Origin of the sequence: Desulfobulbus rhabdoformis (genome assembly GCF_016919065.1) — a bacterium.
Lineage (GTDB): Bacteria > Desulfobacterota > Desulfobulbia > Desulfobulbales > Desulfobulbaceae > Desulfobulbus > Desulfobulbus rhabdoformis.
Window position 1 is genome coordinate 1 of record NZ_JAFFQA010000057.1, and the last position, 25,521, is coordinate 25,521.

The 25,521-nt window shown below is 50.0% G+C and carries 24 protein-coding genes and 1 pseudogene; 10 read left to right on the forward strand and 15 right to left on the reverse strand.

Features of this window, described 5'->3' with window-relative positions; genetic code table 11:
* Nucleotides 1–197 precede the first annotated feature (197 nt).
* The 12 genes from JWJ90_RS20175 to JWJ90_RS20230 form a co-directional block, all read right to left on the reverse strand.
* Nucleotides 198–728, reverse strand: a complete 531-nt coding sequence (locus JWJ90_RS20175; protein WP_205229030.1) for a class I SAM-dependent methyltransferase — start codon at nucleotides 726–728, stop codon at nucleotides 198–200.
* A 66-nt stretch (nucleotides 729–794) separates the two neighbouring features.
* Complete coding sequence (locus tag JWJ90_RS20180; protein ID WP_205229031.1) at nucleotides 795–1,307, reverse strand: GNAT family N-acetyltransferase; 513 nt, start codon at nucleotides 1,305–1,307, stop codon at nucleotides 795–797.
* A 99-nt stretch (nucleotides 1,308–1,406) separates the two neighbouring features.
* Entirely contained in the window at nucleotides 1,407–2,099 is a 693-nt protein-coding gene (locus tag JWJ90_RS20185) for a CTP synthase C-terminal region-related (seleno)protein (RefSeq protein ID WP_205229032.1), read from the reverse strand.
* A 262-nt stretch (nucleotides 2,100–2,361) separates the two neighbouring features.
* Nucleotides 2,362–3,129: a hypothetical protein gene (locus JWJ90_RS20190; RefSeq protein ID WP_205229033.1), complete on the reverse strand. Its 768-nt coding sequence runs from the start codon at nucleotides 3,127–3,129 to the stop codon at nucleotides 2,362–2,364.
* Nucleotides 3,130–3,214: 85 nt separating this feature from the next.
* On the reverse strand, nucleotides 3,215–3,733 hold the full coding sequence (locus tag JWJ90_RS20195; protein WP_205229034.1) for a hypothetical protein: 519 nt from the start codon (nucleotides 3,731–3,733) through the stop codon (nucleotides 3,215–3,217).
* A gap of 151 nt (nucleotides 3,734–3,884) precedes the next feature.
* Complete coding sequence (locus JWJ90_RS20200) at nucleotides 3,885–4,325, reverse strand: acetyltransferase (protein WP_205229035.1); 441 nt, start codon at nucleotides 4,323–4,325, stop codon at nucleotides 3,885–3,887.
* A gap of 138 nt (nucleotides 4,326–4,463) precedes the next feature.
* Entirely contained in the window at nucleotides 4,464–5,102 is a 639-nt protein-coding gene (locus tag JWJ90_RS20205) for a class I SAM-dependent methyltransferase (RefSeq protein ID WP_205229036.1), read from the reverse strand.
* Between the two features lie 654 nt (nucleotides 5,103–5,756).
* Nucleotides 5,757–7,790: a [FeFe] hydrogenase, group A gene (locus tag JWJ90_RS20210; protein ID WP_205229037.1), complete on the reverse strand. Its 2,034-nt coding sequence runs from the start codon at nucleotides 7,788–7,790 to the stop codon at nucleotides 5,757–5,759.
* Nucleotides 7,791–7,803: 13 nt separating this feature from the next.
* Complete coding sequence (locus JWJ90_RS20215) at nucleotides 7,804–9,687, reverse strand: NADH-ubiquinone oxidoreductase-F iron-sulfur binding region domain-containing protein (protein WP_205229038.1); 1,884 nt, start codon at nucleotides 9,685–9,687, stop codon at nucleotides 7,804–7,806.
* Nucleotides 9,684–10,193: an NADH-quinone oxidoreductase subunit NuoE family protein gene (locus JWJ90_RS20220; RefSeq protein ID WP_205229039.1), complete on the reverse strand. Its 510-nt coding sequence runs from the start codon at nucleotides 10,191–10,193 to the stop codon at nucleotides 9,684–9,686. Before JWJ90_RS20220 ends, JWJ90_RS20215 begins: the two co-directional genes overlap by 4 nt.
* Nucleotides 10,190–10,885: a redox-sensing transcriptional repressor Rex gene (locus tag JWJ90_RS20225; protein ID WP_205229040.1), complete on the reverse strand. Its 696-nt coding sequence runs from the start codon at nucleotides 10,883–10,885 to the stop codon at nucleotides 10,190–10,192. Before JWJ90_RS20225 ends, JWJ90_RS20220 begins: the two co-directional genes overlap by 4 nt.
* A gap of 314 nt (nucleotides 10,886–11,199) precedes the next feature.
* Nucleotides 11,200–11,799: a hypothetical protein gene (locus JWJ90_RS20230; protein ID WP_205229041.1), complete on the reverse strand. Its 600-nt coding sequence runs from the start codon at nucleotides 11,797–11,799 to the stop codon at nucleotides 11,200–11,202.
* Between the two features lie 179 nt (nucleotides 11,800–11,978).
* Between JWJ90_RS20230 and JWJ90_RS20235 the strand changes: the two genes are divergently transcribed.
* From JWJ90_RS20235 to JWJ90_RS20250, 4 genes are all read left to right on the forward strand, one after another.
* Nucleotides 11,979–12,425: an Hsp20/alpha crystallin family protein gene (locus tag JWJ90_RS20235; RefSeq protein ID WP_205229042.1), complete on the forward strand. Its 447-nt coding sequence runs from the start codon at nucleotides 11,979–11,981 to the stop codon at nucleotides 12,423–12,425.
* A 35-nt stretch (nucleotides 12,426–12,460) separates the two neighbouring features.
* Entirely contained in the window at nucleotides 12,461–12,847 is a 387-nt protein-coding gene (locus JWJ90_RS20240) for an Hsp20/alpha crystallin family protein (protein WP_205229043.1), read from the forward strand.
* Between the two features lie 47 nt (nucleotides 12,848–12,894).
* The gene (locus JWJ90_RS20245; RefSeq protein WP_205229044.1) at nucleotides 12,895–13,452 is read left to right on the forward strand and encodes an Hsp20/alpha crystallin family protein; all 558 of its coding nucleotides are present in this window, start codon (nucleotides 12,895–12,897) and stop codon (nucleotides 13,450–13,452) included.
* Nucleotides 13,453–13,970: 518 nt separating this feature from the next.
* Nucleotides 13,971–14,270 (forward strand): hypothetical protein, encoded by a 300-nt coding sequence (locus JWJ90_RS20250; protein ID WP_205229045.1) that lies wholly within the window; start codon nucleotides 13,971–13,973, stop codon nucleotides 14,268–14,270.
* Nucleotides 14,271–14,317: 47 nt separating this feature from the next.
* Here JWJ90_RS20250 and tnpA read toward each other — a convergent pair whose 3' ends face one another.
* Nucleotides 14,318–14,746, reverse strand: a complete 429-nt coding sequence (tnpA, locus tag JWJ90_RS20255; RefSeq protein WP_205229046.1) for an IS200/IS605 family transposase — start codon at nucleotides 14,744–14,746, stop codon at nucleotides 14,318–14,320.
* Nucleotides 14,747–15,000: 254 nt separating this feature from the next.
* On the opposite strand from tnpA, the gene JWJ90_RS20260 reads away from it, so the two are divergent.
* The 6 genes from JWJ90_RS20260 to JWJ90_RS20285 all read left to right on the forward strand — a co-directional run bounded on the left by JWJ90_RS20260 (nucleotide 15,001) and on the right by JWJ90_RS20285 (nucleotide 24,032).
* Complete coding sequence (locus JWJ90_RS20260; RefSeq protein ID WP_205229047.1) at nucleotides 15,001–15,657, forward strand: tetratricopeptide repeat protein; 657 nt, start codon at nucleotides 15,001–15,003, stop codon at nucleotides 15,655–15,657.
* Complete coding sequence (locus JWJ90_RS20265) at nucleotides 15,654–18,218, forward strand: hypothetical protein (RefSeq protein ID WP_205229048.1); 2,565 nt, start codon at nucleotides 15,654–15,656, stop codon at nucleotides 18,216–18,218. Before JWJ90_RS20260 ends, JWJ90_RS20265 begins: the two co-directional genes overlap by 4 nt.
* Complete coding sequence (locus tag JWJ90_RS20270; RefSeq protein ID WP_205229049.1) at nucleotides 18,202–20,400, forward strand: hypothetical protein; 2,199 nt, start codon at nucleotides 18,202–18,204, stop codon at nucleotides 20,398–20,400. Before JWJ90_RS20265 ends, JWJ90_RS20270 begins: the two co-directional genes overlap by 17 nt.
* Nucleotides 20,401–20,591: 191 nt before the next feature.
* Nucleotides 20,592–21,593: an aldo/keto reductase gene (locus JWJ90_RS20275; RefSeq protein WP_240195069.1), complete on the forward strand. Its 1,002-nt coding sequence runs from the start codon at nucleotides 20,592–20,594 to the stop codon at nucleotides 21,591–21,593.
* A gap of 47 nt (nucleotides 21,594–21,640) precedes the next feature.
* The gene (locus JWJ90_RS20280; RefSeq protein WP_205229050.1) at nucleotides 21,641–22,867 is read left to right on the forward strand and encodes a multidrug effflux MFS transporter; all 1,227 of its coding nucleotides are present in this window, start codon (nucleotides 21,641–21,643) and stop codon (nucleotides 22,865–22,867) included.
* Between the two features lie 85 nt (nucleotides 22,868–22,952).
* Nucleotides 22,953–24,032, forward strand: coding sequence for a Gfo/Idh/MocA family protein (locus JWJ90_RS20285; protein WP_205229051.1), 1,080 nt, complete (start codon nucleotides 22,953–22,955; stop codon nucleotides 24,030–24,032).
* A gap of 43 nt (nucleotides 24,033–24,075) precedes the next feature.
* Here JWJ90_RS20285 and JWJ90_RS20290 read toward each other — a convergent pair whose 3' ends face one another.
* Together JWJ90_RS20290 and JWJ90_RS20295 are read right to left on the reverse strand one after the other, a co-directional pair.
* On the reverse strand, nucleotides 24,076–25,200 hold the full coding sequence (locus JWJ90_RS20290; protein WP_205229052.1) for a metallophosphoesterase: 1,125 nt from the start codon (nucleotides 25,198–25,200) through the stop codon (nucleotides 24,076–24,078).
* A gap of 109 nt (nucleotides 25,201–25,309) precedes the next feature.
* Nucleotides 25,310–25,521 (reverse strand): annotated as a pseudogene (locus JWJ90_RS20295) (IS256 family transposase); the annotation flags it as partial.

Below are 25,521 nucleotides of genomic sequence, written 5' to 3' on the forward strand. Positions count from 1 at the left end.
GCAAATGCCGGTTTTTCCCTTCTACTCTCGGATCAATTAAATTTTCGAAATGGGAAATAATGTCTGGCTGCTGTTTTTTCATGCCCCTTCTCCAAGTAAGTGATTTTTGAAGGGTAATATATAGAGGCTATGCGAGTAGAATTGAATAATAAATCGATTTTATTCGTATTTTTTCGCTGGTCGAAAATAATTCGGTTCTAACTGGGCCTAGTTAGGACATTTTGATGCGCTTGCCCTGGGCAATGGAGCAAATTTTCTGAAATAATCGTCTTAAACGAATTATCCTGAAACGGAAGGTTCAATGCATCTGCATGGAGCAGCAGTAGGTTATCAGGAATCTTACCATTTATCTTGATTAATCTTTCTTTTGCCATCCGGAGCATTGCAATTGATTGATCAGACAACACCACAAGTCGATCTTTATATTGACTGTATTCGTTTTTCGTGAAAGCAAGAGAGCCACATCCTATATCCAGCACTGGCCCATCTGAGGCGGAGTGAAGAGCATCATCTACCAACTTCGAAAACATTTGGGTCGAATACCCCCAAACAATTCTATTATAAAAAGGATTACACGCTACCAGGTCATAAAAAAGTCCGAATTTGCTGTCGTACTCGTTCCATGATTCATCCGGTAATACCGAATAAATATCAGGTTCAACACATTTCAAAATAGAGTCTTTCAATAAAATTGACGACAAATCAACAACATTTGGTTCCTTCATCATGACCTCATAAGTCTTAAAGCATTAACAAACAACTAATTTCAGCATTTCACCGTTCTTTGAACGGAATCAACTTTTTTTATAGAGTTTCATCTTAATTGCATTCCAGCTTTCATTTTCAAACCGACGCGCACCTTTGATAAATTGGTATTCAGTGAATCCGAGGCTCTTGTACGTAGCAATTGCTGGCATGTTGAAATCAAACACACCAAGGGTAACTTCGGATAAGCACAAGTTATCAAAGACAAAATCTACAGCAGCCTGCACCATTGCTCTGCCAAATCCGTTACCACGAAATTTTTGAAATATCAAGACTCTACCAATGACGCAGCTTCCATCATTATAATCAATATCCATCAACTGAATATGGCCGACTGTTTCTGATTCATCTGTTTCGATGGCCTTAAAGACCTGATACGACGGAGACGCACCAATGGTCTTTGCCAGGGTATTACTTAATTGGGTGGTATCCAGAGGATAGGTATACTTTGGCCCAGCCCATTGAAAAAGAAATCGAGCGTCTGAAATTTCGGCGATCAACGGACTAAAATCGCCTTCGTTAAATGGATGCAACTCGATCAATTCATACTCCTGACTGGCAATATTACAACTGATGTGCCAACGTGGTTCATTCGTGAATCTATCCTTATTGGTTGCCTAAGTTGAGCTTTCCCGCTTTCCTCATTTTACACAGACAGAATCTACAAAACCTTTGATCAGTGGATGCGGAGCACCTGCTACCGACTTGATTTGCGGCACAAACAAGGTAACCAGAAAAAATTTATTGCTCGGCAATTCAATGATTCGAATTTCACCATCCTGATCTACACCAGCAACAGATATTTCAGGATGATTTAAATATTCCCTGAATGCCGGATTAATTCCGAAGTTGCAATAATAGTCCTCTTTTGTTTCATCAATCCCATAAAGTTTTTGAGCAAGTGTGCCATTCTTGAGGTAGACATCCATCGTCTTTCCTGCGAGCGAACACACCAACTTATTGACAAATAATGTTGAAGAATGAGCATTATATTCCTCGTGCTGAGCATCCTTAATTCCAAGTACATTCCTCGCAAGTTCTAGGACAGCATGTTGAAACCCTGCACATGTTCCAAGATGCGGAATATCGTTTAAACGCGCAAATGTAATGGCATACAACGCGCCGGCAAGGCTTTTAAATGGACTCCCAGGAGCACTCCAAATACCCGCATATTGTTTTAAAAGACCATCTCTTTCTTTTTCCACGAGTTCAGTCTCAATCCATTCATACCCGAAACTGTATTCTTCACTTAAATAATCAAGCGAGGTATTCAGAGAGATATGCGGTTCAAAATTGTTGTAATACTCGCCAATTATAGCAATTTTAGTTTTCATTTATCACTCTTTTTCAAATGTACTCCAAGATAGATGACGCTCAACAACAAGGCTCAGGAGCGGCAAAAGGACGAAGCGACCAGCCTTTTACCGCAAGAGTACTACTGACAAATACTTGCGCGTGGAGCCTTTTTGCTATGAATATAAGTAAATCGCAGAATACTGGTGCAGCCCGGTAACTAATTTATAGAGAGCACTACCAATAATCGAATTATGCGCATCCTGGAATCAGGTTTAAGTTGGAAAGTTTGTACGTAAAGTTTCACTCAGATGGAGACAGAACAAGAAACAAATTGATAAAGAGCATAACTCTTAGAAACAAACCCGCTAAAACACCTCTGGCTTGACTCAACTGGCTCTGATCTGGATAGACAATCATGAAGGCTCCAACGACAAGCGTTGTGACAAGAACAGTTAAACCGCTTGGACGGACCACACCAGCCCAGAAGACCGTTAGAGAAAAGGGAGTATTATTACGGGACCGCTTGGAAACCGCAAAGAAGAAAAAAGCGGGAATTGCCACCAACGCTGACCAAATGATGACGAGCCAGAGTTCCGCTAGGTCAAAAGAATTGTTCAAAAAAAACTCTCGAAATCCATTGAAGCCAGCTAACGGCAAATCATAGAAGACCCAAGCTCCAATAACGATACCGCTTAACCATGCCGCGCATGGCAACAAGCGCTCTTTCCACAACAGGAAATGGTATTTCCGATTGAGTGCCACCAAAACCAATAATCCTGGCAAATTAGTGACAAATGCCCACAATATTGCCCAAATCCCATGTGGCTCTCTGCCCGCACCACCTATACTCTGCTCCCAAAAGAGGCCCCAAATGAATCCACCAATAAGGGCGCTCACAATGCCCCAAAAGCATAGCTCATAGAAAAGAGATGGGGACTCTTTTTGACCTAACCCCAGAGTTTCAAGCCCTTCCCTTAACTCCTTCATGGTCCTAACTAACAGAAAGACAAGGCTACAAAAGGCGGATAGGGCACTTAAAATTCGAATAGGATCGATACTACCTGCCATTGTGCTCTCCTTTGGTCATTTTGCCACATCAAAGCGTGAGCAAACCAGAAACCTACGCCCCTAAATGATGTTTTAAAATCATTTCTTACAAAACCTTCCCGCATTCTTTCTTTTCGTTCACTATTTTATCTTGCAGATACTTTACATTTTTGACTTTCACATATGAATGTATTTTTATTTCACCTTTAACATGGTGGACTGGTATAGAGGGATCATCGCCCCCCGATAATTCATTCAGATCAAGCACATGGTCTGGAATTTCAATCCTGACGGACATCTCCTTTCTATTAAAGGTGATGATGGTCGGATCGACGTTCTCATAGACTGTCACCCCTATATGATACAATTTTTTGACCTTGTAGACTTCTGCCTTTTCATTGACGACCTTCCCTTTGTACATGGTTGAAGACAACAAATTGCCCCCGAAATAACTGTTATATATAGCACAGATATCGTCATTTTCTCTCATCGTGTACCAATGACTGGTGAGAGATAAGGTGCTTCCATTAATGTTGACAGAATCACCTGAATGAACCCAAATATCTCCAGAATTATCACAAGAAGCCAAAAGCAAAAAAATCGGTAGCCAAATCAATTTTCGCATTATTACTCTGGGGTATTGATGAGCAGAAAGACAAGGCCACAAAAGGCGGAGAGTGCACTTAAAATTCGAATAGGATCGGTGCTCCCTGTCATTGCAGTGACTCCTCTTCTTGAATTTTTATTTACGGAATGGACTGCTCACGAATTCAGGGTTAAGTTCCTACAAGTTCCATATGCAAAAGTGGGTATGGCTTTCCTTGGCCATCAAGCGGAGAACGCCCAACTACTTTAAATCCTAGATGTTCATAAAAACCTAAAGCCAGTTTATTTTGTTCGTTTACATCAACTTTTGTAATGTTTTTTTTCAGGATGGCATATTCCATCAAATTTGAACCAACTCCTTTCCCTCTGATATCTGGCGCAACAAACAACATCTCAACTTTATCCTCATAAATCCCGCAGAAGCCCAATATGTTACAACTTTCATCTTTTGCGCAATATAAATCTACAGTGTCAAAAAATTTTTCAACAATAAGCGACTTCAGGGTTTTGAGGTCTTCTTGCTCTAAAAAGTCATGTGTTGCACGAACGGAGGACTCCCAAATTGCAATTAACGTTTGGTAATCCCTACTTTTTCCCTTCTCGATTTCCATAATTTCGCTATGCCTAAAATTTAGAATAAAGCTTAGTTCATGCTCTTATCATTGCCGTTCACGGATGCCCTCCGGCACCGAGGCCAACTGCAGCTACAAGTGATATATCGGAGAGGCTCATACAGGGGAAAAGATGTTTTATTTCACACAGGTGATAAGCTTGCTTTTTCCTGAAGGGGTATGCGAAATCTGAATGTCTGCAAAAAGGCTCTGGTATTGAGAAATATCCTGGCGGACAAATTCCTTTGTATCGGCTGAGCCCATCACCAACATCCGTAGGTAAAAAAGGATTTTTACAAGAGGGTTTCGTGGTACCTCATGCTCCATAAGTAAAATTTTGCCATCTGGTTGTACAACCCGTTTCATTTCCAGAAGCGCGAAGGTTCTGGCCTTACCTTTCAGCTCATAGAGGGCATGGGAACAGCAGACTATATCAAAACAGTCATCGACATAAGGCAGCCTTGCCGCATCCCCTTGGACAAAGGATATTGTGTGGTCTATGTCCTTGCCTCTTGCCTTCTGCAGCATGCCCCAGGAAAAATCATAGCCGACAGCCAACGCCGCTGGATATTTTTTTGAGAAGGCAAGAATCACCGATCCTGTCCCGCAGCAGATATCTAATATTTTAGGACAGGGCCTCGCCTCAATGTCAGCAGAATTCACTAAAAAGTTACGAGTTTCACTGCGATGACGACCGGCATGAGCTTTTATGAAAACATCATAAAAGTGAGAAAAAACATCATAATACTTCTGACGACCAGTGCGTATTTCTGACATACCATTGTCTACCATTGTGGAAGGGGTGAGTTTGTTTCTCCTCTTCCTTTTGTTAGTTCCGATCATACAGGATTGCTATATCTTTTTTCTACAGAACAAGTTGCTCAGAAAAAACGCACCGAAGTCGTGTGAAACACGTGTCTTACAAAAGAGAGGCAATACGGCGGACGATATTACGGCGTAGGTCCAGCTTTTAGGCGTGCTGGAATCCTGATGCGGCTCGTTGATGCAGGTGCTGACAATGAGATGGAGATGAGACTTCACCAGTAAAAGAGGAAGAGGTCGACCGGCAAGAGGGGATTTTCAACCGCCCGCAGGACATGATTGCCCTAGAGAGGGGGCCTGGAATGGTGGGGGTGCCGAGAGAATCTGTTTCAGTGAGATTTTGCGCCATGATGCACACCAGCAGAGACGCAAACAGGGAAAAATTCGACAGGACTCCGGTAAACAGCCCGTACCGGAGCCCACGCAGTAGGAGTAGGGAGCGCCGTCGAAACTTTTGCCTGAGTCCTAGATGGCGCGTAATTACGCACGGATTCAGGTCTTGATTAATCGTTTACAGCCTACAGGGTGACTCCCATGACATGACGGCCTGTCGCGAAAAACCGCCATGCCACGGAAGCTCCTTATCATACAAATTGTACAAGGCCAGCCTTACACAGGTTCCCCTTCTTGGGCCAGCGCCGCATGGATCGCCTCGATCACCTTCTCCAGCGTTGCGTGGGAGATGATGGTGTCGCCGACCGCCACATTGGGGCCTTCACCGCATTTCTCAAAACAAAAGGAGGCCTGCACCAGCACCTTGTCGGCAAGCTCATTGGCCTCAACATGTTTCATCAGGCCCTGGATGATATTCTGGGAGCCACGGAGAAAACAGCCTGTCCCTGCGCAAACGCGAACCGCCAGCATTTCATCGCCGCTCACTTTCACCACTTTTCTCAATGCCGACTCTTCAGCACTGGTTCGGCGGCGGTGATGATAGTGAGTGTGAAGCAAACGGCGTGCCTCCCGGCTGCCCGGCTCGCCTAAATACCTGTGATAGTACTCGTTGACAAAGTGATTTTCCTGGGAACAGTGCAGATCCAGAAGCCGGTCGGTAGTGTAAATGGCCTCGGCGCGTCGTTTGCGGCGCAGGGCGATATCACTGCTCACCGGCTGTCCGGCACCGCCGATACAGCCACCGGGGCAGGCCATGACCTCAACCAAATCAACGGTTAAAGAGCCATCTAAAATACGCTCCATTACCTCGCGAGCTTTGCCCAACCCGTGGACAATGGCCACACTCAGCTCCAGACCGCCAACCTCCGTTCCAATAATGCGAAGCGAGTCTTCCCCACGAATCTCTTCAAATTCAGGATCAACCGGGTTGCTCCCTGTCAGGTGTCCTACTGCATAGCGCAGGACAGCCTCGGTCACACCGCCGGAGTTGCCAAAGAGTATCCCGGCACCGGTTTTGAATCCCATGGGCATATCAAAACTGGTGGGATGAAGCTTCTCAAGGCTTAAACCCGACTGTTCGATCATGCGGGCCAGTTCCTGGGTTGTGAGCACATAGTCCACATCCGGAGTACCGTTGGTCTGAAACTCAGGCCGTTTCGCCTCAAATTTCTTTGCCGTACAGGGCATAATGGCAACCATGACCACATCCTTGCGATCCCGATTGATCTGTGAGGGCAGGCTATGTTTCACCATGGCCCCCATCATCTGCTGCGGCGAGCGACAGGAGCTAAGGTTGTCGATCAACTGGGGATAATACTGTTCGGCGAACTTCACCCAAGCCGGACAGCAGCTGGTAAAAAGCGGCAACCGTTCACCATTTATTTTGCGGGTGATAAACTCGTTGCCCTCTTCAACGACGGTAAGGTCCGCGGTGAAGCTGGTGTCGTAGACCGTATCAAAGCCCATGCGTTTCATGGCGGCGACAACCTGTCCGGTGGTGCTCAGACCGTATTCCATGTTGAACTCTTCACCGATAGCCACGCGAACCGCCGGTGCGATCTGAGCGACAACCGTCTTTTGCGGATCGTTGATCGCCTGCCAGACCTTATTGACCTGGGATGCGGGCGCAAGGGCGCCGGTGGGGCAGACGGCGGCACACTGACCACAGTTGACACATTCGGTGGAGGCGAGATCGTTGCCAAAGGCCGGGACAACAGCGGCATTATGACCTCGGTACGCAAAGTCAATGGCACCGATGGATTGAATCTCGTTACAAAAGCGGACACAGTCACCACAGAGCACACATTTGTTGGGATCATGAACCAAGGCCGGGCTGGATGTATCCACCGGCTTAGGCTCGTAGATGGAGCGGTAGCGAATCTTATCCACCCCCAAGCGACGGGCGATATCCTGCAGTTGACAGGAGCCGGACCGCACACAGCTGGTGCACTCCCGGTCGTGATTGGCCAAAATCAACTCAATGGAGATTTTGCGAATCTCCCTCAACTCCTGGGTATTGGTGCGAATCACCAGCCCTGCCTCCGGCGGGGTGGAGCAAGCTCCCAGAATCCCCTTCCCTTCCACATCAACCAGACAGAGACGGCAGGCGCCGTAGACACTTAATTCTGAATAATAGCAAAAGGTGGGCAGATCGATACCGGCCTTACGCACCAGCTCCAACAGATTTTTCTCGTTCTCGATAATGACCTTGCGGCCATCGATGGTCACGGTGGCTGTTGTCTTGTTCATAGCTCACCTCCCCCTAAAAGCCAATCACAGCATCAAATTTACATGTCTCTGCACAAACACCGCATTTGATGCACTTGGCCTCATCAATCACATGTGGCTCCTTTTTCTCGCCGCTGATCGCCTCCACCGGACACTTTTGGGCACAGAGACCGCACCCCTTGCACTTTGCAGGATCGATCGATGGCTTAATCAGGGCCTTACACTGACCGGCCGGGCAGACCTTGTCATGCACATGGGCTTCATACTCTTCGGGGAAGTAATGGAGGGTGGAAAGCACAGGATTAGGTGCAGTTTTTCCAAGACCGCAGAGTGAGCCTTTCTGTACCGCATGTCCCAACTCTTTGAGCAAAGGGATGGTTGTCTCATCGGCACGACCTTCGATGATATCATCCATCATGGCCAGCATCTGTTGCGTCCCTTCTCGGCAGAGCACGCATTTACCGCAGCTCTCCCGTTGGGTAAACTCCATGAAAAAACGGGCAACAGAGACCATGCAGGTGTCCTGATTCATCACCACCAGACCACCGGAGCCAACCATGGCGCCCACGGACTTTAGCGAATCAAAATCCAGAGACAGCTCAAGGTGGTCCGGGGTGAGGCAGCCTCCCGAAGGGCCGCCGATCTGCACAGCCTTGAAGCCAGCGGGATCAATAGAGCCATCGGACCTGGTGACTCCGCCGCCGATATTGTAGACGATCTCACGCAGCGTGGTACCAAAGGGGACCTCTATCAGACCGGTATTGGCCACATGCCCGGTCAGGGCAAAGGTCTTGGTGCCGGGCGAGGTGGGCGTGCCCAGCTCCCGAAACCGCCCGGCGCCTTCACGGACGATACGCACCGCATGGGCCAGGGTCTCGACGTTATTAATAATGGTCGGTTTTCCCCAAAGACCTGATTGGGCCGGATACGGTGGCTTGGGCCGGGGCATGCCGCGCTGCCCTTCAATGGAGGCGATCATCGCGGTTTCCTCACCGCAGACAAAGGCCCCTGCTCCTTCCATGATTTCGCAGGTGAGCTTGCAACCGCTGCCAAAAACATTTTCACCGAGAATGCCACGCTCCTGAGCATCCTTGACCGCCCGGCGCATCCGCTCAACAGCCAGCGGATACTCGGCGCGCACATACACCAGGGTCCTGTCGGCTCCGATAGCACGGGCCGCGATCATGAGTCCTTCAATGACGCAGTGGGGATTCCCTTCCATAACGGAGCGGTTCATAAAAGCCCCGGGGTCTCCCTCATCAGCATTACAGATCACATATTTTTTATCGCTGACCTGTTTGCTGGCCGTCTCCCACTTGATCCCGGTGGGATATCCGCTGCCACCTCGGCCGCGCAGGCCGGATTCGGTGATCTCGTTACAGATTTCCTCGGGCGCCATCTTGAGCATGGCTTTCCTGGCCCCCTCGTAGCCGCCAATACGCAGGTATTCGTCCAGACTCTCCGGATCAATGATACCGCATTCCCCGAGGACAAAACGCTGTTGCCGGGTGTAAAAGGGAATATCATCGGGACCGGTGCAGGCATGACCATTGCCCGGCTCGGTGTAGAGCAGCCGATCGACCACCCCGCCACAAATAAGCGAGGTGTCTATAATCTCTTCGACGTCTTCAGCCCCGACCTGCGTGTAAAGAATATTTTCAGGCAGAATCGTCACCAAAGGCCCCATCTGGCAAAAGCCCTGGCAACCACTGCGGGTAAAGGCGGTAGCCTCGTGATTATCCTCTTCCGCTTTAAGTTCAAGGGTAAAAGGGAGCCTGCGTGCCTGCATCTGCTCTTGAAAGGCCGCATAAACATCCAAGGCGCCATTGGCAACACAGCCGGTTCCCGCACAGAGGATAACACGCCGTTGCGCCCCCATAAGCGGGTCGGGATGGGTTGCGGTGTAGGGCATACTCATGCGAGCTTCTCCCGTGCTACGATTGCATCGATTAATTCTATAGCTGCCGCGGGAGTCATTTGCCCATGAACTTCCTCGTTAATCATCACCACCGGAGCCAGACCGCAGGCACCCAAACAGGCTACGGTCTCTACAGTAAAGAGCATGTCATCGGTGGTACTCTGCTTGGAGCTCAGACCGAGGCGGGCATGGAGAGCCTCTAAGATCGGGATGGAGCGTTTTACATGACAGGCGGTACCATCACAAAGACGAACAATGTATTTGCCTTTGGGCTCAAGGGTAAAATGGGAGTAAAAGGTAGCCACACCATAAACCCGCGCTCCAGGAATACCTAACCCGTCGGCAACAAAGGTGAGAACATCTTCAGGCAGGTAGCGGTATTCTTCCTGCACGGCCTGGAGTATAGGAATCAATCGCTGGGGTTGTCTGCCATTTTCATCAAGAATCGTGCAAACTTTGTCAAAACGGCGCGCCGGCGTCTGCACGGCAGCCCCCTGCTCAATCATGATTTAACCGCTCCTTTAGAACGGGTTTCAGCCAGCCTTCGTGTCATTTTTTGTGACAAAACTGCCAGCGAGCAGTACAAATCTTCATTGGTCACGATGACATTTTCCGGAACATGGATCTTTACCGGAGCAAAATTCCAAATCGCCATTGCCCCTCCCTCAACCAGGAGATCAGCGGCCTGTTGTGCATGCTCACCGGGGACAGTGATAATACCGAACTGGACGCGCATTCTGCGCATCAAACCTGTTAATTTACTGATATGCCGAACATGTTTTCCATGAATCACCCGGTGGCACTTGTTCGGATCGACATCAAAGGCGGCCACGATGCTCAGACCGCAATCGGTAAAACCCGGATAGCCCATAAGCGCTTCTCCCAGATTTCCCGCTCCGACGAGAAATGCTTCTGTGATCTTATCCCAGCCCAGAAACCGCTCAATGGCACTGATAAGCTCATTGATCTCGTATCCAACCTTAGGACGTCCCACGGTTCCGGTCATTTCAATGTCCTTTCGAACCTGGGTTGCGTCGAGCTTGAGTTCCGAACCAATCACAGTGCATGAGATACCGGTGCGACCGGTGGTTTCACGCAATTGTTTCAGCAACCGGTAATACAAAGGCAAACGACGCAGTGTTGGCTCCGGTGCGCCTTTCAAAATACTCCGGGTAACCTTCACTGTGGTTTTGTCCATTCTTTTCACTCCAAACTACTCTTCAAGAAGATGATACTGATAACCAAATGCTCTCATGAGCATCCACAAAACTAATAGAGAATTTATTCTCGATATTTATTATGACAAAATTTCTCGATTATGTCAAACATTTTACAACCGTAAACATAAGAACTATTTTAGGCACAAGATCAGAATGTTACAAGGTCCCCCCGTAGTATATCAAGAATTTTTTCCTGGCATAATCTAGCCATTCTGTGGTACCCGAATTACTCCTTGCCAAGTTATTTTTTCACGAAATTCTGCCCAATTAGGTTTTTCATACGGAGAAATTATTACTGATATTTTTCTAATTCTTTTCCCTGATCGACCAGCTGATTAAATTGACTGAGAACTCGATCGAAATGCTGCTGCAACTCGGCAACCAATTCGGTAGCATCATCATCATCTCCCAATTCCTCAATCGACTGCTGTAAAATTTCCTCATTTTTTCGTTGAAGCAGTTCAAGCTCACGACTGAGCAGTTCGCGTTTTCGATTTTTTTCCTGTTCTGAACTTAAAACCGGTACCAAACGCTGAATAGACAACTCAACCAGCAGATCGCGTGGCATCCCCAGTGATTTGGCGACATACTCCAAAGAAAGCAGGGCATTCCGACTGACCACATAGGTTTTCTGCTGCCGCTTATTTTGTGCCAGTTGGTGGGTTTCTGCCGCCATGGCCAACTGCGACAACACCTCGCGATCCTCCACCAACTGATTAAAAAGTGATTTCTGTTTAAGTCCCAACTGGTTAGCCGCGACACTGAGAAGCGTAATCACCTGGGGAGGCAGACGAAACGTCGCCCGGACAGACTGTTTCCCGCGCAGGGTCTCCGCTGAAAGTTCGTCTGGTCCAGGTGAATGATGCCCCGGGTTCTCTGTCGATTTTCTCATATCATTTCCCTCCGTCAATCTTCATTACTACTAGCGGTATAATATTTTAAAGTAATGCGAATAAAAATAGCATTCAACCCATTGACGCTTTTTTTGTCATGATTATTTTTGAGAGCAAGAAAACAGCAAGAGTGATGGAAGAACAGTTACCTCACACAACACCTTATACAGGAGGACCTATGTTTACTCATCTTCATGACATGCATCAGTTTTTAGGCGCCATGGATCTATTCCGAAATCGAATGAACACCATCTTCAATGACTTCGATCGAACGGCATCCCCCGCTTACAACTGGGTGGGTACAGAAGTGCATCCCCCCACTAATCTCAGTGATTCCGGTGACAATCTTGAAATTGTGGCCGAGGTTCCAGGAGTAAAAAAAGAGGACCTGGAAGTCAAAATTCAAGGAAATTATCTGCAAATAACCGGAACCAGAAAAAATGCTCCACCTGAAGGGTACAAAACCCATCGGACAGAGCGTACCAGAGGCAGTTTCAGTCGCAGCTTTACCCTGCCCTACGATGTGGATGCATCCAAGGCCGAGGCAACGCTGACGCATGGTTTACTCAGACTTGTATTACCTAAAGCGGAGACGGCGAAACCCAAACAAATTACTATTCAGTAATACTACCTTATAAATAATGCAATAAGGAGCACATTATGAGCACAAACACCGATCTTGTTGCACAAAAGGACCAGGGAAAAAATATAAGCAAACAACTGCCTGTTATTGCCCCGGAAGTTGATGTCTTTGAAAATGATCAGGAAATCCTTCTTCAGGCCGATATGCCCGGTGTCCTCAAGGAGGACATAGTAATCAATATCGATAATGGAAAAATGGTTCTCTCTGGTATTCGTCGCCTGGAATCAGTTGGTGCGGACACCTGGAAAGAGTTTGGCGAGGTTGAATTTCGGCGCAATTTTTCTGTCCCCCAATCCATTGACACCAATCAGGTCAATGCAGAATTCAAGGATGGTCAACTCTGCCTGCATCTCCCTAAATCCGAGGCAGCCAAACCGCGCCAGATAGAGATTAAAGCCGGATGAGATGAATTTCCTGACGTACCCTGCTTCATGCCAAGAGGAGGAAGATCATGGAATTAAAAAAACTCGCCCCATGGAACTGGTTTAAAAAGGAAGAAGAACATGCGCATGCCGTACCTGTTCAACACGCAGAAAAGCCGCAGGGGGTCCCTGGCGGTCACACGCCCCCCATGCTGCAGCTCCATCGAGACATTGATAATCTCTTTGGCCAGTTTTTTGCAGGCTGGGGCATGCCTCGGCTCGGCAACTGGGAAGGATTGAGCACAGATGCCCTGCTCAAACCCAAAGTAGATTTAAGCGGCGCAGACAACCAGTATCAACTCACTGTTGAAATCCCCGGTGTTGAGGAAAAAGATATCTCCGTTGATGTTCGCCAGAATACCATGACAATCAGGGGAGAAAAACGGCAGGAAAAAGAAGAGAAAGAGAAAAACCATTATCGAATCGAGCGCAGCTACGGTGCGTTTCAGCGTATCCTCTCCCTTCCCGAGGATGTGGATCAGGACAGCATTAAGGCTGCGTTTAAAAATGGTGTGCTCACCATCACCATGCCCCGCAAGGCTCTGCCAGCCTCAGAGGTCAAGCAGGTGGCCATTACCTCAGAATAGAAGGAGATTCCCCCCCCTTATGACAGGGAAAGCCCGTCGGTTTACACCGGCGGGTTTTCTGTTTTCCGTGTCTTTTTCATTATCCTGAATCCGTGAGCATTCATCGGTGCGTCCAGTTTTGTTGTTTGTGACGTACCGATTAAAGTACACTTTATCGGTATGTTGCAGGCAATGAAGGTGGCGTGCTGATGGATGCCCCAAGGGGCGACGGGTGAAGCTGAACGACAAATGCATTAATTTAAAAATCTTTGTCCCATTAATAGGATAGGTTGTTCAGTGACCACCGCCGTCACGGATTCTGGATTATCTTTTCCTGAACCTGGTTCCCCTCCCCCTCGTATACAAATTTGCTTTTTCTTTTCATTTCAATACACTCATAGCCAAAGCCTTTTTTGATCCTCACCTAAACCGTTAGCATTCTGTATGCCAACCAGTTCAGACATCTATTGACTATGAGAAAAATTACCACTTATTTGACGTTTCTCCTCATTCTGGCCTGCACCTTCGTGCATCCAGTTTTGACCAGATCAGCTGATGACGCAGCCCTTGAGAACAATGGCTATGAAACAGGATTTCAGGAGATCTTGGTTGATGCCGGCCCTTTTCCTGTCCTCCTGGAACCAGGCCCAGCCCGTCTGCTCTTTCAAACCCAGCAGCCAGGCATGTACTTCCTGCAAAGCAAAAATATGGACAAGGTCCCGGTCTACATGGAACTGCGCACCATGGAGGGACAGAGGATCACCAACAACGAACAAGAAGGACAACTCCTCTATGGAGTTAAACTAAACAACCACCGACTTGAAGATCGGTGGGTTTAAAATCGCGGACTGAAAGTCCAGCAACACCGGCAGGCTGCGCAGCCGGTTTAAGGCTCAATATCGAAACGGTCATTAGGTTTGGGCTCGAAATGATGTGCGAGATATTCTTGGATCATTTCTTTTGTAAGCTCACCAGCTGTCACGCAAAAATAACCGCGAGCCCAAAAATGTTGCCCCCAATATCGCTTCTTTAAATGGGGAAATTCTTCAAATAACTTTCGTGAGCTACGCCCTTTCACCCACCGCATGATTGTTGATGGTGAAATATTGGGCGGTGCCGAGACAAGAATGTGGACATGATCCTTGCTAACAACACCTCGCAATATATCGATCTCGTGGCGTTTGCATGTCTGACGAACCAACTCTCGTACACGAAGAGCAATGTCACCCACGAGTACGTGGTAACGATATTTCGTCACCCAAACAAAATGAAATTCAATCTTGTATTTAGTATGGCTTCCTTGACGATATTCCATACTTACCAGTATAAGCCAGCTGCTAGCAGAATGCTACCCGCCTGAAAGGCGGGGGTTTAAACCTTCACTGCGGACGAATTAAGCTCAAAGCCAAGACCCTCTATACCGTAGAGATTCACGCTGCCACCATTCAAGAGATGGGCAAAACCGCTCAAATTTTCATTGCTTCTCCCCCAAAGATTTCCCCCCCACCACCGCCAACAGCTCCTTCGGCTTCAGAGGTCATTACCCCTTTTTCCGATGAAGCGAAGCTCATGACTCTAGTGGAGACAGAGCCAACGGTTGCAAATATGCGCAGGCTCGCTGCCCTACGTGCTTCCCGCAGCCGCGACCTGCTGCGCTATGCAGAAGAACACCAAGACAGTGCAGCCTTTGACCTGGCTCTACATTATGCCCAGTCGGCAGGTGAGCTTGATCCATCATCCACCGGCATAAAACTCCTCCAGGCCACACTCTATAGCCGTGCCCAGGATCTTCCCTTTGCCGCCCAACTGGCCGAAGGGTTACTTTTGGATATTCTCAGCACAGAACCTGAGCAGGACCAGGCGCGACAGCTGCTCGCAGAGCTTTACTTCACCCAGGCTGAGTTTGGTTCCGCCATCGATCAATTCGAGTATCTGCTGCAGCACGAGGTTCCCTTAGAGGGGCGCCAACTTGCCATGCTGGTGGACGCGTATGCCGCTTCTGGAGAGGTTACCCGAGGGCGTCTTTTTTTGCGCAAGCACCTCAAGCATCAAAATCCCCCACCCTCCCTGCACCTGGCGGCCGCCCTGCTTGCCCACCACGCAAAGGATCAGGCAACGGCCATGGGCCAGTTGGAGAGGGTTATTCGCTCTCCCCGCACTGAAAAGCAATACAGGCTCTATGCCCAGCAATTGAAAACTATTTGGTCAGGGGAGGAGAACCAATGAAAAAAATGTATATGCTCTCCCCGCTTGCCCTGCTTACCCTGCTTGCCTGTTGTCCCGTACTCAGCAAGGCGGGCCCCACCCCACCGGTCAATGCGGTGGAGATGAAAAAAACGCTGCAAAAATCGCGGAGTATTCTCCATCAAAACCCAAACATCAGTCCGGCTGATCGTTTTGACTTTGATCGTCATATGCTCAGCATAGCACGGGAGCTCAACAAAAAACGGGATCAGATCTTTGCCGCCATCTTTGAAAAAGCCAAGGTCAGGTGCCTGCGTCAGACAGGCACGCCGTCCACCTCAAAATACTCACAGGGCATCTTTGGCGATGTGGATTGGGATACGATCTCTCAAACTGAGCTCAAGCGTATCACCACCACAGCCACAGACATGGGCTATACCCTCTCCCACGGTGGCGGTGGATCAGTCACTATCAACGAGCTTGACGGCACCTTTTTTCATTCGACCAAAGAGGGGTATATCTCCAGGGCCGCATTTCAGGACCCGGAAATCATGACCAGCTTCAAGCTCAAACCCGGTGAACTGGGTCGTACCAAGGGATACTCAATCGAGCTTTCCGACAACATGAAAAAACTTCATGCCAGCCTGGACATGGATGCCGAAACACTCTTTCAATCCGGCAAAGTTCAGGAGCTGGCCAAAAGCTCCATGCGCATTCAGACGGCCATGGATCGCTATAAAACCCCCTCGCAGAAAAAAGCACGCCCCGTGGCGGAACTGTTTGACGATATGGATCGTTTTTACGCCAAACCGAGCAATCGTAACAAGACCTACACCGAGCTTAATTTCAGAGAAAAGCTGAGCCTGATCAAGGCAGGTATCACCCCTGAAACCCTGGGAGTCATCGATGGAGGTGCCCCCTCGCAGACACGCCAACAACAGATGCAGCACTTCCAGGATCGGTGCCGCGAGGTGGTCACCCAGGGCATACAAGAACGACTTCGCGCAGAAAAAAAGGTGGATCAGTTACTGAAAAAACAGCATTCACGTGCACTCAAGTCGGGGGATTTCGGCACTGCGAACACCATCCACCAGGAGATGCTGCGTAATACGGCGCTGCGTAATTACGCAGATCAGGGCATTCTGGGAGAGGGAAACCGCTCGCTGCTTGCCCAGGCTGAAGGCTTTACCGTGAAGAGCTACACCAATGCCCGTACCGGAAAACGCATTGACACTTATCTCCCCACCTCCGGCACAGAAGTCCCTGCCCGCTTTAAGCGGGGGGCCTTAAATGGTGCGCTCAACCAGAAACAGTTTGATGCCTTTATACGCAATAAGCAGGTCAAAAGCCTGATCAGCGTGCAGAAATTTGGTCGTCAACAGAGCATGCGTGTCCCGAGCAAGGGAACCACGTCACCCAAAGCCGGTAAGAAAACCGGCACATTCAAACTCACCAAGATCAGCCTCGGTTCCGGACTGGTGGATGCTTACGAACTCTATGAAGCGCAAAAACGTTCCCGAGCTGAAATTGAACAAGAGATCACCGCAGACACCTCCAACCTGGAACTCACCGGCAAAACGCTCAAACACCTGGCAAAAACCTTTTATTACACCACGCCGGTTGCCGGACTGGTTGACGTCGCTGAAAGTGAATACAGCAAAGCCGCCCGTGAGTATGAGCAGGCCCTCACTCAGGGAAAAAATCCCTCCCTTACCTGGGCTTTGACCACATCCACCACAAAAACCGTGGGCCAGTTTTCCTGGGGCGTGGTCAAGTCACTGACTGTCAAGCCTAAAGATGATATCATCGCTCTGGCAAACGGTTCGGTGGAGACGATCGCTGCCTATACCGATCAGTTTCAGGCCCAGGTCAGTGCCCAGGAGATGGCTGATCGGGTTGGTGCCTACAAGAAACAGCTGTATGCACGCAAGGCGGAACTGGAGCGCAACCTTCGCCGCTTTCATGCCAAGCTGCCACCCGCCGATACAACCAAGCCCAACATTACCCCCACAAGTATCGCGGGGAAGGCAGTCTCGTACCTGAAAGAAAAGATGCGTAAGGCGGAACAGGACTATCGCCGGGAACTAGGTCAGGCCAGCGGGGTAAAAACCGCTGCTGTTGCCCAGTCCTATAAACGGATGCGGACCTGGATGGATATTCTGGAGGAGAGTATCAACGATCCTGACTATGGTCGACTTATTGCTGCTCGTGAGCGTATTCGCGAGCTTATACACGGCCTTGATTCCCCAAAAACTCCACCTACCACCACCACCCGTGACACAACGAAAACCGGGACAAGTCCCGAGGATTTTGCCGGTGAATGGACCACTAACCAGGGCGACATGATCATCTATGTGGACGGACACAACGTCACCGGCATCTACGACTTAGATGGTGGACGTATTTATGGAATCATTGGCGGCAATATGCTGCAGGGAAAATGGGTTGAAGCTGATTCCGACGTCACCTGTACCACAAAATTTAAAGGTTCTGCCCATTGGGGCTTTTTCCAGTTTCGAATGCAAGGTGGCAACCTCTATGGCGGTTGGCAATACTGTGAACCAATAAAATCTGGAGATAAGTGGAATGCTTCAAGAAAATAAGGGGCCTGCTTTGCAAAAATACGCTCAGAGCAAGTACTTCGTGCTTTTTTGCATTCTGACACTTCTTTTGTCAATGCCCCCTCTCTATGCAGCTGAGACGCAAACTCCATCTTCAAAAAATACAACCGTAGCTGACAAGCAACTTATCGCGCAGATCGATACGATCACCAGCCATACAAACAGTGTCACCAACGCTGCCACTGACATTGGTGGGCAGGTTGAACAATTCAAAAAAGGCCGCAATCAGGACACCAACGCCATTGAATCGAAGAACACCGCAGCAGGCAAAATCAATGAGATGGTCTCCAATGTCGCTGGCGTAGTGTCTGATGTCAAAGCAGTCTCCGATGCCTCCACATCAGCGGCCCAGACCATAACAACCTATGAAGAGGCCAATGAAGATATTGCCCGTGCACGACAATTCTGGGATGACGTGGAAAAAAAGCAACAACAGATGAAAAAGGAGATTGAATCGGCCGGGGGCTACTACCGCTACATCAATACAAACAGCAAGGGGCTCAATCTGCAGGAACAGCGGGAGATGAAACTCAAGCTGGAGAAATTCGTGACCATGCAACGGCCCAAATTAGAAGATGCACAAATGCTCTCCACCGAAAACATCGATTTGCGGGGAACGATCAGTGTACTTGCCGCCAAGACCAGCGGCAACGCCCAAATTATCTTTAAATCCCTGGATAACTCCATCAAGGCTGTTGATGAGCTGAACGGTTTGCGTTCAGATCTGCACACTCGCGATCAAAGCACCATCCAAATGGAGGCCACCATCGCACGGGCTCAGGTCAAACAAAAGGCGCTGCAACAGAAGGTAGCGCAGGACTTTGGCGGCAGTTGGGAGAAGTACGTCGCAAGCCTCTATCCGCAAAAATCTGCCCAGGAACAGGCAACCATAGCCAAGCGTTTACAGCACTCCGCCACAAAAGAGATCAAAACCACGGATACCGATGTGGGGGTCTGGGAGTCCATAGATCTCGGTGGATCAATGGATGCTCTCGCGGATAACATTACCATGCTGGGCAATAAAACCGCAGACGCTACTGCCGAGGTCTATAAACATGGAAAGACCATCTATCAGGGGGCTAAGGATGGTCTAGGGCTAGTGGGCGATTACACAGACGTAAACGAGGCTGAAGCCACCCGGAAAAAGACCGCCCTTTCCCTGCAAACCCTCAAAAAAGCAAAGGGCTGGGACAAAGAGACACTGACCCAGGCAGCAAAACGCTCCATTCGCATGATTGATGATATCGGGCAAGGCCGTGCCCATGGAGATATTGAAGAGTGGCAAACCAGGCTTGCGATCTACAAAAAAAAACTGGCCTCCCAGGAGTCCAGCGTGGAAGAAAAACAGCGCAAGACAATTCCTGAATATGACCAGCTTCGTGTAAGCCAGGAAGCAGCCCAAGCCTTGCGCCGCAAGATGCAGGCGGCTGAAGGCGAAGAGGCGCAGGCCTACAATCAGCAGTTTCAGGATGCGGTCAAGGTACATTACAAGCTGGTTGAACAAATGAAAAACCAGGCAGACAAACAGTATACGCAGCTTGTGCAGAATCTTTCGGTACGCATTGAGCAGGCGTATCCCGAACTCCGGCCCGGATTGGCCGCCAATACCTTTTGGAAATACCACAGTGCTCAGGATATTCTCTATCGGAAACAGGTCGAGCTGCAGGATCTGCAAAAACGGTATCAGGAAGAGCTTTCCCGGGCCAAAAAGAACGTCGCTCAGGCCTACAATGATCTTGCCGATATTAAAAAGAAATGTGCAGAGAAACTGGCCCAGGCCCGGAAGGATATTGCCAAAGCGGAGGCTTGGGAAAATAAAAATGCGCGAGATCTGAAAGCGATCACCCACATGAAAAAAGAACTGGCACGGATCACCGCGGAAGTTGCCAGCGGCGACCACCGCTGGCATCCCATGGGCCACAGCTACAACGAGTATCTTAAAAGCTTTGTACGGCCTGCGGAAAATCACCTCAATACCATACAGAAGGAATACCAGCAGGGGCGCTGGCTCAATCAGGCGGGTATTCTTGCTGAAATCAAATACCGAAAAAAGGAAATCGAAGAAGCCAGACAGGTGATCAACTTTGATGATCCGCGTTTTCAGCCTCATCTGAAAAAAATGGAGCAGTTACGGGTTGTTCGCCTGCATGACTATTTTATCTAGCCCTCCCCCACTTTCCTCTTTACCAGGCAACAGCCTCCTGTGGACCTGAACGGTAAAAAAAGCCGGTCTTATGGAGTATCGGGCAAGGATTGAAGAGAATCCGACTATCTCTCCCCTGCTCCCATACATATTGTTGCTCCAGAACGACAGACAGTCTCCTTTGATTTTCAAATACAACGAGGAACACGGATATGCAGAAAAGAAAATTGGGCAAGAGTGGACTGGAGGTCTCCGCATTGGGACTGGGCTGCATGGGGATGAGCTTTTCCTATGGTCCGGCCCAAGACATCCAGAAGATGACAACACTCATTCGCAGGGCCGTTGAGCTGGGCGTCGATTTTTTTGATACGGCTGAGGTCTATGGTCCCTTTACCAATGAAGAGCTTCTTGGTCAGGCCTTGCAGCCGGTTCGCGATCAGGTGGTCATTGCTACCAAATTTGGCTTTAACACCACGGTCGATCCCAAGGGTGCCGATGGAGCACCAAAACTCAACAGTCGTCCTGAACACATCAGGGCCGTCTGTGAGGCCTCGCTCAAACGGCTGCAAACCGATGTGATCGATCTTTTCTATCAACACCGGGTCGACCCGCAGGTCCCGATCGAAGAGGTGGCCGGAACCGTGCAAACACTGATTGCTGAAGGCAAGGTCAAACACTTTGGCCTCTCCGAAGCCGGAGTGGAAACCATCCGACGTGCGCACGCGGTGCAGCCGGTTGCGGCCCTGCAGTCGGAATACTCGCTCTGGTACCGCAAGCCAGAGGCGCGTATACTTCCGCTGCTTGAGGAGCTTGGAATCGGCCTTGTGCCTTACAGCCCCTTGGGCAAAGGGTATCTCGCCGGCAAGATGGACGCGAGCACCACCTTTGACAAGAGCGATTTTCGTTCTATCCTGCCCCGATTCACCCCAGAAGCTCTGGCAGCAAACCAGGAACTGGTTGCATTACTGAACCGTATTGCCGCACAAAAAGAGGCAACTCCAGCCCAGATTGCCCTGGCTTGGCTGTTGGCGCAAAAGCCCTGGATCGTTCCCATTCCGGGTACCACCAAGGTGCACCGGCTTGAAGAAAATATTGGTGCAGCCGAACTGGTGCTCTCTAAGAATGACCTGGAGGAAATTGACAGAGCCGCAGCAGAAATTACCGTTGTGGGAGCGCGCTACCCTGAGGTAGTGGAAGCGATGAGTGAAGAGTAACCCTCCATCCATGAGCAGCAACCTCAATCCTTTGTTAAAGTCGTTTTATGATGTCGAAAGTCAATCAGTTCAATGCACCTGGCACAGTCACTCCCGGCTGGTACCTCCTCGCGGTCCTCAGCCTGCTGATGGGCTTTGCCTCCATCTCCACAGACCTTTACCTTCCGGCCATGCCGCTGATGCGAACCTCCTTACAGGCGAGCCACGGCAGCATTGAACTGACGATCTCCAGTTACCTTATCGGCTTCAGTCTGGGCCAGCTCTTTTGGGGGCCGATTAGCGACCGCTACGGTCGACGTCCTTCCATCGCCGTTGGCCTGGTCTTCTTTATCATCGGTTCTGCCGGCTGCGCTCTGGCTGCAAACGCCCAGGCACTGATAGGCTGGCGTGTCATTCAGGCCTTGGGCGCCTGCGCCAGTGTGGCCCTGTCTCGGGCCATGGTGAGGGATCTCTACCAGGGCAACCGGGGAGCCCAGATGCTCTCGACACTGCTTACGGTGATGGCCATCGCTCCACTTGTTGGGCCTCTCGTCGGCGGCCAGATCGTTATCCTTGCTGGCTGGCGTGCGATCTTCTGGCTCTTGGTTGCCATTGGTTTGTTCACCTTTATCGCGTTGTGGACCATTCCGGAAACCCTTCTCCCGGAGAAAAGAAACAGGGAACCGCTCATTCGAGCCATGCTCCGCTACGGTGGACTACTCAAGCACCCGCATGTCCTGGGGTATGCTGGAGCCGGGGGATTTCTCTATGCGGGAATGTTTGCCTACGTTGCCGGTACCCCCTTTGCCTATATCACGTACTATCATGTACCTGAGCAAAGGTACGGTTTGCTTTTTGGATTGGTCATTGTCGGCATCATGACGGCAAATATGCTCAATTCGCGACTGGTCATGCGTCATGGCTATGAAAAACTGCTGCGTGCGGGTGCCCTGGTGACAGCCCTTTCTGCGGTCGCCACCGGGATCACCGCTCATACGGGCTGGGGAGGACTCTGGGGGCTGGTCGTGCCTCTCTGTCTGTGCATCTCGACCACCGGCTTTATTGTCGCCAACTCACTCACCGGAGCCATGGCCCACTTTCCCCAACAGGCGGGAGCGGTCTCTGCCCTGGTGGGCGCGATCCATTATGGCAGCGGCATCCTCGGCTCGGCACTGGTCGGTCTGCTGGCCGACGGTACTCCTGGCCCTATGGGCTTGGTCATCGCTATCAGCGGCCTGGGGTGTTTTCTCTCAACGCTGCTGGTTGCAGGGGAAAAGAAAGAAATGGAGGCGTAAACAGACACACTGTGCACTCTTTTATTAAAACAAAGGATTCAGATACCTATTAAAGCGTTCGCGCTTTACAGTATGGAGATCAACTATGCAAACTCCTCTTCGTGTTGGTTTTATCGGCCTCAACCCTGACAGTCACTGGGCGGCAACTGCTCATGTTCCGGGCCTGCAAGCGCAGCCTGAAAAATTCACCATTATGGGAGTTGCCAACTCCACCCCGGAAAGCGGGCAACGCACGGCTAAGGCACTGAACCTTCCCCTTGCCTTTGCACATGCAGACCAACTGGTGCAGTCACCGGAAATTGATCTGGTGGTGGTGACCGTCAAGGTCCCGCATCACCTGGAACTGGTGACCAAAGCCTTAGAGGCTGGTAAGCATGTCTACTGCGAGTGGCCGCTGGGCAATGGTTTGGCCGAAGCGCGGCAGTTGGCCAAACTGGCCCAAGAAAAAGGCGTGGTGGCCGTTGCCGGTACCCAGGCCCGAGCAGCACTGGAGATCGAACATCTCAAAGGGCTGATCGCACAGGGGTTTGTCGGCAAGGTTCTCTCCACCTCACTCATCGGTTCCGGCGGCAACTGGGCAAATGAGACCGTGGAAGAGCTGGCCTACCTCTTTGCCGAGAAAAACGGTGCCACTATGCTCAGTATTCCTCTGGCCCATACCTTAGCTGCCATGCGTGATGTCTTGGGAGATTTTGGCCTCTTGTCCGCCCAGTTTGTCCGCCATTACGACAGAGTGCAGGTGACGGATACCGGCGCAACAGCCGCAAAAGATGTCGCTGACCAGATCATGGTTCAGGGGACTTTGGCCAGTGGCGCTGCACTTTCCATCCACTATCGTGGTGGCGTCTCACGGGGAACCAACCTTCTCTGGGAGATCAACGGCACCGAAGGTGATATTCAGGTAACCGGAGATTTGGGCCATGCGCAGATGATTCAGCTCACAGTTCGTGGCGCGCGCGGCGAAGAAACCGAATTGCTCCCCCTGATGCCCCCCAAAGAGGAATACGCAGGCTGGCCAGAGATGGCTGCGGCCAGAAATGTCGGTCGCATGTATGCGCGGATGTATAACGACATCGTCCATGGCACCCAAACCGCGCCTTCCTTTGAAGAGGCCGTTTCACTCCATGAAGTGATTGATGCGATAGAGCGCTCTACCCGCCAGTAATTCTGTTAGGCAAATTCGGGTCTTTGCAGAATGCCCTATGATGCTAGGACTGGTGCCGCAAGACAATCCGAGTGATCTCCGCAGGAACACCCAGGCGGGTTGAGAATCCAGCCCAGACACCGGTTCCAGGGGTGATGTAGAGTTTCGAGCCCGCAAAATCATAGAGCCCACCCACAAGGTTGCCGTTAAAGCTGCCAATCAACCATTTAAGGAAAAAGAGGTGGCCACCATGAGTATGCCCCGAGAGTTGAAGATCTATCTTCGATTCTTTGCTGATGGGAGCAGGTCGGTGCTGCAAGAGCAGATGAAAGCCTTCGGGGAGCTTTTGAAAAAGAACTGGATCTGGCCCGTCTTCACCAAAATGGCGTGCTGCCGAATCCGGCACTCCGGCCAGGATCAGGGGCGTTCCCTGAACCGAGAAACTGCGAAAATCATTGCTCAGCATGGTTATACCGAGCCGCTCAAAAACAGGAATCCAGGCATGCGCTCCAAAATAGTATTCATGGTTGCCGGTAATACCGTAGACGCCGTGCTTTGCCCGCAACTCTCTCAAGGGCGCAATCTCCTCTTCTAAAGCATCAGGCTGCCCATCAATCATATCACCGGTGAGAACTACAAGATCAGCATTCACCGCATTGGTTTTACGCACAACTTCGCTGAGCCATGCTCTTTTCAGGATGAGCCCGATATGGAGATCAGAGAGCTGAACGATGGTAAAACCATCCAACTCCTTAGGAAGCCCGGCAAAGGAAATCTCCCTGGTCTGCACATCCGGTACACGTACAGATTGCCAGGTGGCATAGAACGCGAGCGCAAGTGCAGTGCAGACGTAGACGCCAGCTCTCAAAGCAGGCGTATACGGCAGCTGCCAGGAGCTCCCCCAGAGGCGACTTATCAACACACCTATCAGGATCAGATCTTTGAGCATGAGCACAAAGACGAGAATCACCAGTGTGCTGTAGAGAAACTCCAGGCTCAAGAGCACAAAAGGAGGGAAGTCCGGAGCGATGAAAGAACCACCGATTCGTTCGTAAATCAGGTATTTCAAACTGATTGCAACCAGAACAATACTGGAAACAGTTTTGATCCACCCCCTGCAGGGTAACCACCAGATCAGGCTGATGCAGATATAGGCAACGAGAATGAGTGAGGGCAGTGCGAGGCGCATGATTTTAGGACCTAGTGAATATAAAAAAGGCTGGAATTAAATTGGTTGCAGGCTGATAGCCCTCATCTAAATGAGAGTTATGGTCAAGTCTGGTGTTTAAGAATAGCTCTCAAATGACGGCCCTGTTCAGTTCGTCTTCTGTTAAAGGGGTGACAGACTCCCCATCCTTGAACTTGACGCCCCGGATAATCTCTGCAAGGAGCTTGAATCCTCGTAGCCTTTGCCACTTTTTTTCTGCACTCATTCCCAGTTTATAGACCATGGCCAAGATTGTTCGGCGGGCAACACAGCCCCGGGTCTTATCTGTTCTTAGCCGTACTG